Annotated in this window: 13 protein-coding genes; 4 read left to right on the top strand and 9 right to left on the bottom strand. The window is 70.9% G+C overall.

Going from position 1 to position 16314, the window contains the following annotated elements; genetic code table 11:
- Positions 1-171 precede the first annotated feature (171 nt).
- Together DVH02_RS24565 and argS are read right to left on the bottom strand one after the other, a co-directional pair.
- A complete protein-coding gene (locus DVH02_RS24565; RefSeq protein WP_114626013.1) occupies positions 172-1437 on the bottom strand; it encodes a methyltransferase domain-containing protein in 1266 nt (421 codons plus the stop codon).
- 434 nt (positions 1438-1871) lie between these two features.
- Positions 1872-3641: an arginine--tRNA ligase gene (gene argS / locus DVH02_RS24570; RefSeq protein ID WP_114626014.1), complete on the bottom strand. Its 1770-nt coding sequence runs from the start codon at positions 3639-3641 to the stop codon at positions 1872-1874.
- 142 nt (positions 3642-3783) lie between these two features.
- Here argS and lysS point away from each other — a divergent pair, with 142 nt between their 5' ends.
- Positions 3784-5523 carry a lysine--tRNA ligase gene (gene lysS / locus DVH02_RS24575; RefSeq protein WP_233518439.1) on the top strand — a complete coding sequence of 580 codons (1740 nt, stop codon included), beginning with the start codon at positions 3784-3786 and terminating at the stop codon, positions 5521-5523.
- Positions 5524-5731: 208 nt separating this feature from the next.
- Here lysS and DVH02_RS24580 read toward each other — a convergent pair whose 3' ends face one another.
- From DVH02_RS24580 to DVH02_RS24590, 3 genes are all read right to left on the bottom strand, one after another.
- Complete coding sequence (locus tag DVH02_RS24580; RefSeq protein WP_114626016.1) at positions 5732-7336, bottom strand: DUF2637 domain-containing protein; 1605 nt, start codon at positions 7334-7336, stop codon at positions 5732-5734.
- Positions 7337-7498: 162 nt separating this feature from the next.
- The gene (locus DVH02_RS24585; protein ID WP_114626017.1) at positions 7499-8320 is read right to left on the bottom strand and encodes a DUF3558 domain-containing protein; all 822 of its coding nucleotides are present in this window, start codon (positions 8318-8320) and stop codon (positions 7499-7501) included.
- 144 nt (positions 8321-8464) lie between these two features.
- Positions 8465-9391, bottom strand: a complete 927-nt coding sequence (locus DVH02_RS24590; protein ID WP_114626018.1) for a DUF3558 domain-containing protein — start codon at positions 9389-9391, stop codon at positions 8465-8467.
- Between the two features lie 186 nt (positions 9392-9577).
- Here DVH02_RS24590 and DVH02_RS24595 point away from each other — a divergent pair, with 186 nt between their 5' ends.
- Positions 9578-10771: an RtcB family protein gene (locus DVH02_RS24595; protein ID WP_114626019.1), complete on the top strand. Its 1194-nt coding sequence runs from the start codon at positions 9578-9580 to the stop codon at positions 10769-10771.
- Positions 10772-11124: 353 nt separating this feature from the next.
- Here DVH02_RS24595 and DVH02_RS24600 read toward each other — a convergent pair whose 3' ends face one another.
- Entirely contained in the window at positions 11125-11901 is a 777-nt protein-coding gene (locus DVH02_RS24600) for an SDR family NAD(P)-dependent oxidoreductase (protein ID WP_114626020.1), read from the bottom strand.
- A gap of 352 nt (positions 11902-12253) precedes the next feature.
- On the opposite strand from DVH02_RS24600, the gene DVH02_RS24605 reads away from it, so the two are divergent.
- Complete coding sequence (locus DVH02_RS24605) at positions 12254-12640, top strand: hypothetical protein (RefSeq protein ID WP_114626021.1); 387 nt, start codon at positions 12254-12256, stop codon at positions 12638-12640.
- Between the two features lie 186 nt (positions 12641-12826).
- On the opposite strand, the gene DVH02_RS24610 is transcribed toward DVH02_RS24605, so the two are convergent.
- Positions 12827-13564 carry a Mut7-C RNAse domain-containing protein gene (locus DVH02_RS24610; RefSeq protein ID WP_114626022.1) on the bottom strand — a complete coding sequence of 246 codons (738 nt, stop codon included), beginning with the start codon at positions 13562-13564 and terminating at the stop codon, positions 12827-12829.
- 121 nt (positions 13565-13685) lie between these two features.
- Positions 13686-14351 carry a TetR/AcrR family transcriptional regulator gene (locus tag DVH02_RS24615; RefSeq protein ID WP_114626023.1) on the bottom strand — a complete coding sequence of 222 codons (666 nt, stop codon included), beginning with the start codon at positions 14349-14351 and terminating at the stop codon, positions 13686-13688.
- A 110-nt stretch (positions 14352-14461) separates the two neighbouring features.
- On the opposite strand from DVH02_RS24615, the gene DVH02_RS24620 reads away from it, so the two are divergent.
- Entirely contained in the window at positions 14462-15409 is a 948-nt protein-coding gene (locus DVH02_RS24620; protein WP_114626024.1) for an SDR family NAD(P)-dependent oxidoreductase, read from the top strand.
- Positions 15410-15565: 156 nt separating this feature from the next.
- Here DVH02_RS24620 and DVH02_RS24625 read toward each other — a convergent pair whose 3' ends face one another.
- Positions 15566-16111: a GNAT family N-acetyltransferase gene (locus DVH02_RS24625; RefSeq protein WP_114626025.1), complete on the bottom strand. Its 546-nt coding sequence runs from the start codon at positions 16109-16111 to the stop codon at positions 15566-15568.
- Positions 16112-16314 lie beyond the last annotated feature (203 nt).

Here is a 16314-nt window from a genome sequence, read left to right on the forward strand (position 1 = left end):
CCCCGCCCGTCATGAATGGTGCCGTTCAGCTCGCTTACCTCTTGGTACTGACCCGCAGAATGCAGCGGGTGGTGACCAGCGGGGCATGAGTCCCCGCCCACAGTGGACGGTCAGTCGCCGAGCCGGAGCCGGGCCACCCCACACCACTGCCGCGCACCCCGCCCCGCAAGCTCAAGTCCGCCTGCGTACCCGGGCGTCGGGTGCGTCGAGCCACAGGTGCTGGCCTGCCGGGGTGACGGTGAGGCCGTACCGCGTTCGTTCCGGTGATCCGGCCTCCTGCCACCAGGCGTACGCGGCCTCCACCTCGTGCCAGAGTGCGCGGGGGCCGTGCTGCTGGAGCCCGTGGGCGGGCCGTCCGTCGGGGACGTAGTCCACGCTCGCCCAGGAGCCGGTCGCGTGGTCGGCCAGCCAGAGGGTGAACTCGCCGCCGGGGCCGTGGCCGACGCTGTAGCGGCAGTCGGGGACGAGGACGCCGGCGGTGAAGGCGGCGTCCTCGTGCCCGAAGACGTGGCGGGGGTCGAGGGTGGTGGCCGTTGCCCCGGTGGACCGAGGCCGGGCTCGTACGGTGGCCATGACGTCCCGGTGAGGCGTCTCGTACCGGTTCCACATGAAGGCGGAGTCACCGATGACGGGACCGCTCGCCGTGCCGTCGCCGGATGCGGTGAGGCGCAGGAGGACACCGTTGTAGAGGCCGGTGCCCCAGGGCAGCACGAGCGCTCCGCCGGGAGCGGTCTGCTCCACCAGCGGGTACGGCACGGTGTGCAGCGCGCAGGTCACGATGATCCGGTCGTACGGGGCGTACGTGGGGCAGCCGAGACTGCCGTCCCCGGTGACGACGGTGGGGGTGTGCCCGGCGTCCTTGAGGTTGGCCCGCGCGGTGTCCGCGATGCGGGCGTCCACCTCTACGGTGACCACGTTGCGGTCGCCGAGCCGCTCGGAGAGGAGCGCGGCGTTGTAGCCGGTGCCGGTGCCGATCTCCAGTACGGTCGTGCCGTCCGTGACCGCGAGGGCGTCGAGCATGCGGGCGACGACGCGCGGCATGCTCGCGGAACTGGACGGGACGCGCGCGGTGTTGCCGTCGGCCGGGGAAGCCTCGACCTGGGTGACGAGCGCTCGGTCCTCGTAGGCGAGGGCGTGCCACCCGGCCGGATCGGTGGCCCGGTCGACCGCGCGGTAGCCGTGCACGCCGTCCATGCCTTCCTCGTCGTCCACGCCCCCTTCGCCGTTCGCACCCTCCTCGCCGTCCACGCCCCCTTCGCCGTTCGTACCCTCCTCGCCGTATTCGCCGTACTCGCCGCCCACGTCGCGGATCCAGACGCGGTCCGGCAGGAACAGCTTGCGGTCGACCCGGGCGAAGGGGCCCCGCCACGCGGGGGCGAGGTGTCCCGCTCGGGCCAGTTGCCGGGCGAGGACGGCCGGTGATCCTTCCTGTCTCACTTCTTCGGCGTCTCCGGGCGCTTCGGGTCGGCCGGTGGGACGGGTTTGTCGGGCTTGTGTCCGTCACTCTCGGCGGTGTCCGGTTTGCCGCCGTGGCTGCCGCTCATCGGATCGTCCTTCCTACGCCGGAAAGTAGCTCTCTGTGTTCGAAAAATTACCGGAGGGATATGCCCGGCAGGAAGAGAGCAGTGGCGGCACGCGGTGGTGCGAGCGGGGCGCTCGGGAGCGCTCGGGCGCTCTGTGCGGCGCCCGCGTCCCGGCGGTGGCATGGTCCTGGCGGCGCCCGCGTCCTGGTCGTGCGCGGGGATTCGACCCCATCCACGTACTCCGCCCCCGTGGTGTCCCCATCAGGGACCACGGAGGCGGAGGCGGAGGCGGAGAACGCGCCGGGACCGCCGGGACCGACGGGACCGGGGGACCGGCGGGCGGGTTGGTTACAGCCGCTCGGGCGCCCGGATGCCCAGGAGCGCCAGGCCGCGCTCGATCGTGCGGGCCGTGAGGTCGCAGAGGAAGAGGCGGTTCGCCACGACCTCGGCCGGGTTGTCGTCGCTCAGCACGTGGCACTGGTCGTAGAACGTCGTGTACAGCGAGGCCAGTTGGTAGATGTACGCGGCCAGCTTGTGCGGCTCGTACCCCGCCGCCGCCTCCGCCAGGATCTCGCCGAACTGGTCCAGGTGCAGGCCGAGCGCCCGCTCCGCCGGGGCCAGGGGCAGCTCCGGGTGGGCGGCCGGGGTGGCGTCGCCCGCCTTGCGGAGGATGGACTGGATTCGGGCGTACGCGTACTGGATGTACACCGACGTGTCGCCGTGCAGCGAGACCATCTGGTCCAGGTCGAACTTGTAGTCCCGGGCCGCCGAGGTCGACAGGTCGGCGTACTTCACCGCGCCGATGCCCACCTGCTTGCCGCGCTCCGCGATCTCGTCCTCGCTGAGACCTGCCTTGCCGGACTTCTCCCGTACGACCGCCGTCGCCCGCTCCACGGCCTCGTCCAGCAGGTCCACCAGCCGTACGGTCTCGCCCTCGCGGGTCTTGAACGGCTTGCCGTCCTTGCCCAGCACCGTACCGAAGGCGAGCTGGACGGCCTTGACCTCGTCGCTCAGCCAGCCCGCCCTGCGCGCGGTCTCGAAGACCATCTTGAAGTGCAGGGACTGCCGCGCGTCCACCACGTACAGCAGGGTCGACGCGGCCAGCCCACCCACCCGGTCACGGATGGCCGACAGGTCGGTGGCCGCGTAGCCGTAACCGCCGTTGGTCTTCTTCACGATGAGCGGGACGGGGTTGCCGTCCGGGCCCTTCACGTCGTCGAAGAAGACGCACAGCGCGCCCTCGGAGCGGACGGCGACGCCCGACTCCTCCAGCAGCCTGCAGGTCTCCTCCAGCATGTCGTTGTAGCCGGACTCACCCACGACGTCGGGGTCGTGGATCTCCATGTCCAGCTGGTCGAAGACCGAGTAGAAGTAGATCTTCGACTCGTCGACGAACCGCTGCCACAGCGCGAGGGTCTGCTCGTCGCCCGCCTGGAGCGCCACCACCCGGTCCCGCGACCGCGCCTTGAACTCCTCGTCGGAGTCGAAGAGCGCGCGCGACGCCTTGTAGAGCCGGTTGAGGTTGGACATCGCCGTCTCACCGTCGGCGGAGCCGCCCCTGTGGTCCAGCTCGTGCGGGTGCTCGATCAGATACTGGATGAGCATGCCGAACTGGGTGCCCCAGTCGCCGATGTGGTGGCGCCTGATCACCTTCTCGCCCGTGAACTCCAGCATCTCGACCATGGCCGCGCCGATCACCGCGGACCGCAGATGCCCGACGTGCATCTCCTTGGCCACGTTCGGCTGCGCGTAGTCGATGACCGTCGTACCTGGCCGCTCCGCGTACGGCACGCCGAGCCGCTCGCCGTCCGCCGCGCGGGCCGCCAGGGTCTCGGTGATCGCCCGGTCCGTCAGCGTGATGTTCAGGAAGCCGGGGCCCGAGACCTCGATGTCCGCGATCAGCTCGGGGGCGGTCAGCGCCGAGACGACCCGGGTCGCCAGCTCGCGCGGATTGCCCTTGAGCCGCTTCGCCAGCGCCAGGATGCCGTTGGCCTGGAAGTCCGCCCGGTCGCTTCGGCGCAGCAGCGGGCTCGCGGAACCGGCCTCCGGCAGAGCTGCCGAGAGGGCGTCCGCGATGCGCTGATCGACGGTCGAGGCGAGGGAAGTGACCGGGGCCATGGGCTGGTGCCGTTCCTGTTGGGGTGTGGTGGGGAAACGCGTCCAGTATCCCACGCGGTAACAAGCCATTTTCGCTCTGTCGTAGGTACCTGGGAGAATGGCTCTCGCCGGTTTTGTTGGGCGTACGAGAAAGAAGAAGGACGTGCCGATCGTGGCTCCGAGCACCGAGGCCGACTGGGTCTCCCGTTTCGCGGACGATGTCATCGCCGAGTCGGAGCGTCGTGCACCCGGCAAACCGGTGGTGGTCGCGTCGGGGCTGTCGCCCTCGGGCCCCATCCACCTGGGGAATCTCCGCGAGGTCATGACCCCGCACCTGGTCGCGGACGAGATCCGCCGCCGGGGGTACGAGGTGCGCCACCTGATCTCCTGGGACGACTACGACCGCTACCGCAAGGTGCCCGCGGGCGTCCCCGGTACGGACTCCTCCTGGGCCGAGCACATCGGCAAGCCCCTCACCTCCGTGCCCGCCCCGGCCGGATCCCCGTATCCGAGCTGGGCGGAGCACTTCAAGGCCGCGATGACCGAGGCGCTCGCCGAGCTGGGCGTCGAGTACGACGGCATCAGCCAGACCGAGCGGTACACCTCGGGCGTCTACCGCGAGCAGGTCCTGCACGCGATGCGCCACCGCGCGGACATCGACGCGATCCTCGACCGGTACCGGACGAAGGACAAGCCCAAGACGCAGCCCAAGAGCCAGAAGAAGGCCGAGGAAGCCGAGCTGGAGGCCGCCGAGGGCTCCGGCGCCGCCGCCGAGGACGACGGCAGCGGCGGCAGCGCCGGCTACTTCCCGTACAAGCCGTACTGCGGCGGCTGCGGCAAGGACCTCACCACCGTCACCGCGTACGACGACGCGACGACGGAGCTGACGTACACCTGCGACAGCTGCGGCTTCGCGGAGACGGTGGCGCTCAGCGAGTTCAACCGGGGCAAGCTGGTCTGGAAGGTCGACTGGCCGATGCGCTGGGCGTACGAGGGCGTGATCTTCGAGCCGTCCGGCGTCGACCACTCCTCGCCCGGCTCGTCCTTCGTCGTCGGCGGGCAGATCGTGCGCGAGATCTTCGACGGGGTGCAGCCCATCGGCCCGATGTACGCCTTCGTCGGCATCTCCGGCATGGCGAAGATGTCGTCCAGCAAGGGCGGCGTCCCCACTCCGGCCGACGCGCTGAAGATCATGGAGGCGCCGCTGCTGCGCTGGCTGTACGCGCGCCGTCGGCCGAACCAGTCGTTCAAGATCGCCTTCGATCAGGAGATCCAGCGGCTGTACGACGAGTGGGACGCGCTGGAGCGCAAGGTCGCCGACGGCTCGGTCCTCCCGGCCGACGCCGCCGCCTACGCGCGCGCCGTCGGCACGGCGGCCGGGAAGCTGCCGAGCACGCCGCGCCCCCTGCCGTACCGGACCATCGCCTCGGTCGTGGACATCACGGCGGGCGCCGAGGAGCAGACGCTGCGCATCCTCAGCGAGCTGGACCCGGCGCACCCGCTGACCTCGCTCGACGAGGCGCGCCCGCGCCTCGACCGCGCGGAGAACTGGATCACCAGCCAGGTCCCGGCCGAGGCCCGCACCATCGTGCGCGCCGAGCCGGACCACGAGCTGCTCGGCTCGCTGGACGAGCAGGGCCGGGAGTCGCTGCGGCTGCTGCTGGAGGGCCTGGACAGCCACTGGTCGCTGGACGGTCTGAGCACCCTGGTCTACGGCGTGCCGAAGGTGATGGCGGGCCTGGCGCCCGACGCCAAGCCGACCGCGGAGCTGAAGACCGCCCAGCGGTCCTTCTTCGCGCTGCTGTACCGGCTGCTGGTGAGCCGGGACACCGGCCCCCGGCTGCCCACGCTGCTGCTGGCGGTGGGCGCGGACCGGGTGCGCGAGCTGCTCGGGGCCGTCTGAGTCCGGCGCGACGGGTAGCGGAGGCCCTCAGCTACCCGTCGCGCCGGCTCCGGGCGCGGCCTCCGTGGCGGGAAGGGCCCACGGGCGCGGACCGCGCGCCCGCGCTCACGCCCCTGCCACGGCCCCTGCCACTGCCCCTGCCCTCGTGCGTCCCGTCGCGCTGCCGTGCTTTACGGCTCTATGGCTTACGGCTCTACGGCTTACGGCTTTACGCGATGTACTCGTCCATCTCGGACTGGTAGCGGTCCTTGCAGTTCCTGAGGTGCGGCCGGAGCGAACTCTCGCTCAGCGGGCCGCCGTTGCGCCCCCTGAGGCCGTACAGGTCCATCAAGTACAGGCCGAACTGGCGGCCGTTGGGGAAGTCGCCGTTCTCACTGACGTACTTGCGGAAGGCGCCGTAGTACGCGTCCTCGCGGCTGACGCCGTCGGGCAGGCCCGGAACGGGGAGTTCCTCGGGCTGGTCCTGGCCGGGGAGCGGGAAGGAGCCCGTGGTGGAGGCGGGGCCCTCGTCGACCGGTTCCGGCTGCTGCGGGCCCTGGCTCTGGCCCGGGATACGGCCGAGCGCGCGGCTGCGGCCGGGGCCGGAGGGGACCATGATCTGGCCGGGATCGGGGCTCTCGCTCTGGGCGGGGTTGGGGTTGTACGCGGGGTTGTACGCGCCCTCGTAGGCCGCCTCCTGCACGAGAGGCGCCGCGAACCAGGGGCTGATCGCCGGGGTGGGGACGGTGGCCTGCGGGGGGAGTTGGTCCTGCGGCTGGTTCTGCGGCTGCGACTGCGGCTCCGGCTGTGGCTGCGGCTCCGGTTGTGCTGGGTTCGGGGGCTGGGGTTGGGGCTGCTGCTGGTCCTCGGGCTGCTGCTGGCTCTGGGGCTGCTGCTGACCCTGGGGCTCCTGCTGGGCCCGCGTCTGAGCCTGTGCCGGGGCGTCGGCGGGTATGCGGCCCTGTGCTTCTGCCTGTGCCTGATCCTGCTGCTGTCCCTGTCCCTGTCCCTGTCCCTGTTGCTGTCCCTGCTCCTGTGCCTGAACCTGCCCCTGACCCTGCGGCAGTTCGGCCACCTTGGCCATGGGCAGGGACACGGGCGTCGGCTCGGGTGTCGGCTCGGGCGGCGGCGGAGGCAGCAGCATCGGCTCGATACCGGCGGCGGCCAGCCCCGAGTGCGCCGTATCGGACAGCGGCACACCGTACTTGGCCAGTCGCAGCGGCATCAGCGCCTCGATCGGCGCCTTCCGGCGCCAGCCGCGGCCGAACCGGGCCTGCAGGCGCGACTGGTAGATGAGCCGGTCCTGTTCGAGCTTGATGACCTGCTCGTACGACCGCAGCTCCCACAGCTTCATCCTGCGCCACAGCTTGAACGTCGGTATGGGCGAGAGCAGCCACCTGGTCAGGCGCACGCCCTCCATGTGCTTGTCCGCAGTGATGTCCGCGATCCGGCCGACCGCGTGCCGCGCCGCCTCGACGGAGACGATGAACAGGAGCGGGATCACCGCGTGCATCCCGACCCCCAGCGGGTCGGGCCAGGCCGCCGCGCCGTTGAACGCGATCGTCGCGACGGTCAGCAGCCACGCCGACTGACGCAGCAGCGGGAAGGGGATACGCATCCAGGTGAGGAGCAGGTCGAGCGCGAGGAGGACGCAGATTCCCGCGTCGATGCCGATCGGGAAGACCAGCGAGAAGGCGCCGAAGCCCTTCTGCTCGGCGAGTTCGCGCACGGCGGTGTAGGACCCCGCGAACCCGATGGCGGCGATGATCACCGCCCCGAAGACCACGACCCCGATGAGTATGCGGTGCGTGCGTGTCAGCTGCATCGCGGCCACGCGCGAATCCCCTCCCTGTGCGGACCCGCCCTTGAACGGCCGGGTGCGACGCCGTACTCGGCATCTGGCGGGCACAGCCTGGCACATGTGTACGGATGCGCGCGGCGCGGGGGAGCCGGGCCCCCCGCGCGCTCCCGCCGTACTGCTCCGTACCGCTCCGTACTACTCAGTCTTGGAGCCGTCGGCGGACGACGACTCGGGGCTCGCGCCCACCCCTTCGGAGCTGCCGCTTTCCTTGGCGGGGCTCTCCTTGGAGCCACTGCCTCCGGAGCCACTGCCTCCGGACCCGGCGGCGATCGCCGCGACGGCTTCCTTCGACGTCTTGACCGCGTCCTTCGTCAGATCCGCGATGCTGGGCGACTTGGCGCCCGCGAGGCCCGCGCCGTTGTAGGTGAGGGTGATGACGACGTTCTCCGTACGGGTCACGATCGTGGCGTACGCGAAGTCCGCGCTGGACTTCTTGAGCGAGTACGTGACCGTGGTCGCCTGGTCCCCGATGCCGGTCGTGGGAGCCGACTTGACGTCCTTGGCGCCCTCCGTGCCCCGGGCGCCCGCGATCTCCTTCGTGTAGTACTCGTCGGCGCGCTTGGCGCCGCTGCCGAGCGTCGCGTCGGAGTCGTACCGCATGAGGGAGACGTCGAGCCAGCGGTACTGCGAGCCCTTCACCCCGTTGTCGTCGAGGCCGTTCCACGAGCAGCTGCCCCGGGTGGCGGTGTCGCTGGAGGTGCCGGCCGCGCCGCCCTTGGCCTTCGCCTTCGGGACGAGCGACTCGATCGACTTGCCGCTGATCGTCTTGCACGCGTCCGGGAGACCGCTGAACTTGGCGGGCACGACGGTCGGGGACGGGGCGGCGGCCGGACTCGTCGAGGAGCCGTCCGCGTCGCTCTTGTCACCGGAGTCGGACGAGCAGCCGGCGACGACGAGCATCACCGGAACGGCTGCGCAGGCGAGTATGCGGGTGAGTCGCGAGGCTGATCGGTGCATGGTTCCTTCAGTGTTCCTTCGGTCGCCGGCTGGGCCGGGTGTACGGTCCGATCGGCCACGGTAACCGGCGAACGGCGTTCGCGGGAGCGAGGGGCCGCACACCGCCGCACACCGCCGCCCGGCGGTGAGGGTACGCGGGAGGCGTCAGGCGTTGAGCTGGTCGACGAGCTTCCTGGCCAGCCCACGCGCCTTCGCCTGGAGTTCTTCGCTGTCGGGGACGGCCGAGGAGCGGGCCGGCTGCTCGCTGTACCGGACGGTCACGATCACGTTCGATGTGCGGAACACCACGCTCACCGTGCGGCGCTGGGTGGCCGAACCGGAGCGGGTGAGGGCGTCGTCCAGGAAGGCGGCGTCACCGAGGCCGTCCAGGACGCGGGGTTCGAGTCCGGCTGAGGTGCTGGAGGTGCCGGAGGTGCCTGGGGCGCCTGAGGAGGCTGTGGCAGTGCCCGAGCCCGAGCCCGACCCCGAGCCGGAGTCCTTGGTGGAGGGTGTTCCCGTCGCGGAGGGTGAGCCGTCCGACGGCCCGCGGGCCGGGCTGTCCGTACCTCCGGTGCCTCCCGTATCCCCCGCGCCCGTATCCCCCGCGCCCGTATCCCCCGCGCCGTCGCCGCTGCCCGGGATGGGCAGGTCGGCGGCGGTCTCCTGCTTCGCGTAGACCTCCTGCGCCCGGTCGGCGTCGCTCACGGCCGGGTCGTACGACACCACGCGTTCGAGGTCGATCACCAGCTGGTGGGAGGCGTCCGGCGCGTCGGCCTTCCAGCTGCATCCGACGCGGCGGTCGGTGTCGTACGTGACGGAGGGCGTGCCCCGGTACGCCTTGGTCTGCTGGGTCTCGGGGAGCGTGGCGGTGCCCGGGAGCATCTCCTTGATCGTCGCGCGCGGCACGGTTCCGCAGGCTTCCCGCAGCGTGCGGTATTTGCCCGGCTGCGCGACGGTGGCGCTGGTGGGGCCGCCCGGCTTGGAGTCGGAGGCCGAGCCGTCACCGGCACCGCCGCCCGAGCAGCCGGTCACGGCCACCGCGAGAAGTGCCGCCAGGCCGGGGACGTACGCGTGGCGCGCCTTTGGCTGCACGGTCCCGGGCTCCCTTCAGTACGGGTGACGCGCGGGGTTCCGCGCGAAAACTGGTTGCCGCCGCGAGACGGCCGATGGACACAATGTCTATCGCACGCGATGCCGTCGACGCTGGTCGGCCGTCCCCTATGACGGCCCTGGCTCCGGTTTTTGCGTTTTCTGAACTTCCGGGGGAATTGAGGGATTATGTCGTACGTAGAGATACCGGGCGCGAAGGTGCCCATCCGGATGTGGGCCGATCCCGCGACGGTCGAGGACGGCGCCATGCGGCAGCTGCGCAACGTCGCCACCCTGCCATGGATCAAGGGCCTGGCCGTCATGCCCGACGTGCACTACGGCAAGGGCGCGACGGTCGGCTCGGTCATCGCGATGCACGGCGCGGTCTGCCCGGCGGCGGTCGGCGTGGACATCGGCTGCGGGATGTCCGCCGTCAAGACGTCACTGACGGCGAACGACCTGCCGGGCGATCTGTCCCGCCTGCGCTCCAGGATCGAGCAGGCGATCCCGGTGGGCCGTGGCATGCACGACGACGTGGTGGACCCGGGGCGGCTGCACGGCTTCGCGACGGCGGGGTGGGAGGAGTTCTGGGGGCGGTTCGACGGGGTCGCGGAGGCGGTCAAATTCCGTCAGGAACGTGCCACCAAGCAAATGGGAACGCTCGGAAGTGGAAATCACCACCTCGAAGTGAGCCTCGATTCCAGCAATCGCGTCTGGCTCACGCTTCACTCCGGCTCGCGGAACATCGGCAAGGAGCTGGCCGAATATCACATCGGTGTGGCGCAGAAGCTCTCTCATAACCAGGGACTTGTCGACCGGGATCTTGCTGTCTTCCTCTCGGAGACTCCCCAGATGGCGGCCTACCGGAACGACCTTTTCTGGGCACAGGAGTACGCGAAACACAACCGCGCGATCATGATGGGGCTTTTGAAGGAGGTGATCCGCGGGGAGTTCAAGAAGGCCCGGGTCACGTTTGAGCAGGAGATCAGCTGCCATCACAACTATGTCGCCGAGGAGCGGTACGACGGCGTGGATCTGCTGGTCACCCGTAAGGGTGCTATCCGTGCAGGGATGGGGGACTACGGCATCATCCCGGGGTCGATGGCCACCGGTACGTACATTGTCAAGGGGCTCGGCAGTACCGCGGCCTTCAACTCGGCGTCGCACGGCGCTGGGCGCAGGATGAGCCGCAACGCGGCGAAGCGCCGTTTCTCGACTCAGGACCTGGAGGAGCAGACGCGGGGTGTCGAGTGCCGTAAGGACTCCGGTGTCGTGGATGAGATTCCGGGTGCGTACAAACCGATCGAGCAGGTCATCGACCAGCAGCGGGATCTGGTCGAGGTGGTGGAGAAACTGAAGCAGGTCGTGTGCGTCAAGGGCTGAGGTGCCGCGAGGCGCCCGGAACGGACCGGCTTCGGGGTGCCGGCCCCGGTTTTTGAGCCCGGTTGTTGAGCCCGAGTGTTGAGCCCGGGGGTTGAGCCCGGGGACCGGAATTCGAGTGACACGCTCAGGGCGTGACAGGTTCTTCCGCATTTCCGAGCGGTGACAGATGCGGCAGCAATCCGCTTTCGCTTCGGAGCGAGGCATTCCGGGTCGGCGCGGCATTCCGGGGCAGCGGGGAATGCCGGGTTCGCGGGGCATTCCGGGGCAGCGGGGCATTCCGGGTCTGCGGGGCATTGCGGGCCAGCCCCGGAATGTCGGGTCCGCGGGGCGTTCCGGGGCATGGAACGAGTTGCTCACAGCTCCCGGTGGACCTTGCTGTTGGACGCCTGGGCGCGCGGACGGATGAGCATCAGGTCGATGTTGACGTGGCTGGGGCGGGTGACCGCCCAGGTGATGGAGTCGGCGATGTCCTCGGCGGTGAGGGGCTCGGCCACGCCCGCGTAGACCTTGGCGGCCTTCTCCGTGTCGCCGTTGAAGCGGGTGGTGGCGAACTCCTCGGTCCTGACCATGCCCGGGGCGATCTCGATCACGCGGACCGGGGTACCGACGATCTCCAGGCGGAGGGTCTCGGCGAGGACGTGGGCGCCGTGCTTGGCGGCGACGTAGCCCGCGCCGCCCTCGTAGGTGCCGTGGCCCGCCGTGGAGGAGAGGACGAGGACTGTGCCGTCGCCGCTGGCGGTGAGGGCGGGCAGCAGGGCCTGGGTGACGTTGAGGGTGCCGAGGACGTTCGTCTCGTACATCCGGCGCCAGTCGGCCGGGTCGCCGGTGGCCACGGGGTCGGCACCCAGGGCGCCACCGGCGTTGTTGACCAGGACGTGCACGGCGGGAAAGTCGCTCAGCCCGGCGGCGAAGGCGTCGACGGCCGCCCGGTCGGTGACGTCGAGTACGTGGGCGGTGGCGCGGTGGCCCGCCGCGGTGATCTCGGCGGCGAGCGCCTCGATGCGGTCCTTGCGGCGGGCGGTGATGACGACGTGGTAACCGGCGGCGGCGAGCTGCCGTGCGGTGGCGGCACCGATGCCGCTGCTCGCTCCGGTGACGACGGCGATCGGGGTGGCCGGGGCGGCGGTCATGGCGTACTCCTCGCGCAAACGGTCTACTGGTTCGTCCACGGTCAGGATAGGCGGGTGCACGAGAGTGTCGTCCGTGCTGCCGGTCACGCGGGTGTTCGGCGGGTGTTCGGCGGGTGTTCGGGTGATCGAGGCGCGTCGGGGCCGTGGGGAGCGGAATTAGCGGTGTGATCATCGGTATGTTCCCGCCATGTCTGTGATGCGCAAATCCCTGTGGGTCGTGGTGGCCGCCGCCACGGCGGTGGTGATGAGTGCGGGTACGAGCCCCGCCGCCTCCGGCGGGCCTGGGGGGCCTGGTGGGCCTGGCGGGTTCGGTGCGCCTGGTGGGAGTGGTGTCCGGGCGGGGGAGAGTCTCGTGGCCGAGGCCGATCTCTCCTACCATGGCCGTGTCTCCCTGTGGAGCGGCCGTCTGACCGTCCGGCTGGAGTCCGAGAACCACGGCCCGTCCCGGCTGTCCGACGCGACCGTGCGGATCGACTTCTCCGCCGCCGCTGCCCCCGGCCAGGCGCTGCCGGCCACCTGCCTGTGGGGCGGCGACCGGATGGTGCTCTGCCGTACCGGCCAGCTCCGGGCGTCCGCCAGGAGCCGCGAGGTGGTGCTCGAACTGGAGCTGACCGGCGATCCCGCCGAGGTCGTCGTACGCGTCGACACCGCCTGGAACGGCGGCGCGAGCGACCCGAACCCGGAGAACCACCGGCACCGTGTGCTGGCGCCGGCCACGGGGGATCCGTACGCTTTCTGACGCCGGTTCAGGCCCCGGTTGCGTAGGTTCCGGCCCTGGTTTCCCTCCCGGTTCGACCGGTTCCGCCGGTTCCAGTCGCTGTTCCCCTCCCGGTTCCGCCGGTTCCGGCCCTGGGCGGTGGCTTCGGACGGCGGCCCCGCGCCCTGTACACCCCGTACGGGGCGTACGGGGTGTACAGGGCGCCGGTTACGCGGCGGCGCCGTCGCCGAACTCCCGTACCGCGTCCTCGACGATCGCCGCGAGACGCGCGTGGTGCGCGCCGCGCCAGTACACCCGCCCGCACGCGGCGCACTGCGCGAAGACGTCGTACCCCCGTTGTGTGCCGTGCTCCAGCCGGCCCCGTACGGACTCCTTGTCGGCCGGGGCCAGCGGGCCGTTGCAGGCGGTGCAGCGGGTCCAGGGGGCGAGGGCGGGGGCGAAGCGTTCGAGTACGTCGCGGAGTTGGTCGTCGGGGCGGTCGCTGTAGACGTACGCCCCGGCCCAGATCTCGCGGCGCCGCAGCAGCCCCCGGTCCCGGGACAGCATCACCCGGCGCTCGGCGGCCGAGAGCGTGGCCAGCGCGGGATCGCCGAGGTCCTCGCTCTCGTACGCCGCGTCGACGCCCAGCAGCCGCAGTCGGCGCGCGAGGGTGCCGAGGTGTACGTCGAGCAGGAAGCGCAGCGGCGCGCCGGGCACCCGCTGCGGCCTGCGTACGGCGCGCACCTCGACGGATTCGCCCGCCGCGGGAATGTGCGAGACCGGCACCTCGTGGCCGTCGACGAGCAGCGGGCCGACCTCGGTGAGCGGAACGCCCAGCGACTCGACGGCGTGGCCGAGGGTGGACGAGCCGTCGGTGAGGACGGCCGTACGCCCCTGACGCCGCTCGGCCGGGACGAACAGGCGTAGCGCGGCGGCGAATTCGATCTGGATCTCCGGTCCGTTCACGCTGCCAGGATGTCACCGGGCGTGTGTCGGGGGCCATGGGTTTCCGGTCGCCTGAGGGCGTCGGGCGCAACCGGTCGGGGCCGCTGGGCAGGGTGTGCCGGGCCCGGAGCGCGATCCTGGGTCAGCGGCGGGGCAGCACGCCCAGGAGAGTCGAGGTCACGGCCACCTTCAAGTAGTCGTTCAGCTCCAGGTGGAGGCGGGCCAGGTCGGGCTCGGCCTCGTAGGCCGCGCGCAGGCTGGGCGGGGGTGTGCTGTACGCCGACAGCGCGCCGGCCATGACCATGGTCTGCAGGCTGAACAGTGTCGCGTTCTCGCCCAGCTCAGGCAGGTATGTCCGGAGCAGGGCGGTCATGGTTGCCAGGCGGTCCAGGGAAGCGCGTTTGTAGCGTGCCACGACCGCGACGGAGACGTTGTGTTCCAGGACGCTGCCCTGCGCGCCGAAGAGGTCGCACAGCACCATGCGGCCGGAGAGCGAGCGGCTGACGACCCCGGCCACCGCCGCCGCTCGCTCGGCCATGGGCAGATCCTCGTCGACGTCGGCGGCCAACTCGCCCGCCAGTTCCGTCAGCCATTCCCGCAGGAAGCGGTCCAGCAGTTCCAGCAGCACCGCCTCGCGGGACTCGAAGTAGCGCAGCACGTTCGGCTTCGCCAGCCCCACCCGGCGGCTCAGCTCGTTGAGGGTGACGGCGGCCACGGGCATCTCGTCGAGCATCGCCGACGCCATGTCGAGGATCGCCTGCCGACGGATCTCCCGCTGCTCCTCGGTTCGCGCCCGCTTGAAAGTCACGATCGCCAGCCTAACTTAGGTACCTGCGGTACGTTGACAATGTACCGAGAGTACTTTAACGTCGTCGGCACAAGATACCTTCGGTACGTTAATTGGTTTGGGGGCCCGACATGGGCGAGAAGTGGACGACGGCGAACATTCCGGACCAGTGCGGGCGGGTGGCCGTGGTGACCGGGGCCAACACCGGACTGGGGTACGAGACCGCCAACGCACTCGCCGAGCGTGGGGCGTCCGTGGTGCTCGCCGTGCGCGACGTGGAGAAGGGCGAGCGGGCCGCGGCCCGCATGACCGGCGACGTGACCGTGCAGGCGCTGGACCTGACCTCGCTCGACTCCGTCAGGACCGCGGCGGCGGCGCTGCGGTCCCGGCTCGGCCGGCTCGACCTGCTGATCAACAACGCCGGCGTGATGTACACCCCGAAGCAGACCACCCGGGACGGCTTCGAGACGCAGTTCGGCACCAACCACCTCGGCCACTTCGCGCTCACGGGGCTGCTGCTCGATCTGATGCTGCCGGTGCCCGGCTCGCGCGTGGTGACGGTCAGCAGCACCGGCCACCGCATCCGGGCCGCGATCCACTTCGACGACCTCCAGTGGGAGCGGTCGTACAGCCGGGCCGCCGCCTATGGCCAGTCCAAGCTGGCCAACCTGATGTTCACGTACGAGCTGCAGCGCCGGCTCGCCGCGCACGGCACCACCGCCGCGCTGGCCGCGCACCCCGGGTTGTCCAGCACCGAGTTGGCACGCAACACCCCCGCCGCCTTCCGGCTTCCGCTCACCTGGCTCGCGCCGCTGATCACCCAGACACCGGCGATGGGTGCGCTGCCGACCCTGCGCGCCGCCACCGACCCCGCCGCGCTCGGCGGCCAGTACTACGGTCCCGGCGGACGCAACGAGATCATGGGCCACCCCCGACTGGTCACCTCCAGCCCGGACTCGTACGAGGCGGCCGTCCAGCAGCGGCTGTGGGCCGTCTCCGAAGACCTCACCGGGGTGAAGTTCCCCGTCGGCCAGGCCGAGCGCGGCCCGTTTGCCTCCGGATCGGCCGTCCCGATGTAGCCCGCGCCGCCAGAAGGCGCCGACTCGTCGGGGTGCAGGCGGCGGATGATCCGTGACCGTGACCTTGACCGCGACGTCCACCTCGACCTTGACCGCGACCTCGGCCGCGACCTCGAAAGGGCCGCGCTCGACTGACGGGACGAGGAGAAGAAACGCTCAGCGACGGAGGGGCGGGTCGTCGACCCCGTGCAGGTCGAGCCGCCAGTCGTTGCAGCGCATCGGACGGCCCGGCGGATATTCGAGGTCGCATTCGTCCCGCAGCGAGAACCCCGCCCTGCGGCACAGCCGGTTCGACGGAGGGTTGTCGACGGACGGGAAGGCGTGCAGGTAGCGGTGTCTCCCCTCGGCCCGCGCCCGGTCCACGACCGCCGCTGCCGCCGTCGCCGCGATGCCCCTGCCCTGGTAGGCGGCGAGCACCGTCCAGCCCGTCTCGTACACCCGCTGCCCCTGCCAGGTCTGCTCCCAGAACCCGATCGTGCCGACGGCCTCCCCGCCGGGCGGCAGCACGATCCGGAACATCCGCCCCTTGCCCTTCCGATCGGCGCTCAGAGCCACGTACCGCTTGTGTCGCTTGAGCAGCTGTTCCTCGGTCTCGGGGCCGCCGAGGTGGCTCATCAGCTCGGGCGCGTTGACCGCGCGGAGCAGGGCGAGGTCGCTCTCCGACCAGGGTTCGAGGCGGACGTGCGTTGTCGTGGACTCCATGTCAGGCACTGTAAATCGCGGGTACGACAGCCGGGGTGGGACGGCGTGACCGCAGGGGCACGGGACCGGGCGCACGGGACCTCGGGGGCACGGGACTGCGGGCGCACGGCAGGCCCCTTACGACGGTGAGGGGCCGGAAGCTATGACCGTGGTCGTCGGTACGGCGACTACGACCGGTACCCGCCGTACCGACGACCACGGTC

It is taken from the genome of Streptomyces corynorhini, from assembly GCF_003346515.1.
Classification (GTDB): Bacteria; Actinomycetota; Actinomycetes; order Streptomycetales; family Streptomycetaceae; genus Streptomyces; species Streptomyces corynorhini.

Coding starts and splice junctions, on each gene's coding strand:
- DVH02_RS24595 (WP_114626019.1), top strand. CDS start 9,578: ATGTCGTACGTAGAGATACCGGGCGCGAAGGTGCCCATCCGGATGTGG.
- DVH02_RS24585 (WP_114626017.1), bottom strand. CDS start 8,320: ATGCACCGATCAGCCTCGCGACTCACCCGCATACTCGCCTGCGCAGCC.
- DVH02_RS24600 (WP_114626020.1), bottom strand. CDS start 11,901: ATGACCGCCGCCCCGGCCACCCCGATCGCCGTCGTCACCGGAGCGAGC.
- argS (WP_114626014.1), bottom strand. CDS start 3,641: ATGGCCCCGGTCACTTCCCTCGCCTCGACCGTCGATCAGCGCATCGCG.
- DVH02_RS24620 (WP_114626024.1), top strand. CDS start 14,462: ATGGGCGAGAAGTGGACGACGGCGAACATTCCGGACCAGTGCGGGCGG.
- DVH02_RS24625 (WP_114626025.1), bottom strand. CDS start 16,111: ATGGAGTCCACGACAACGCACGTCCGCCTCGAACCCTGGTCGGAGAGC.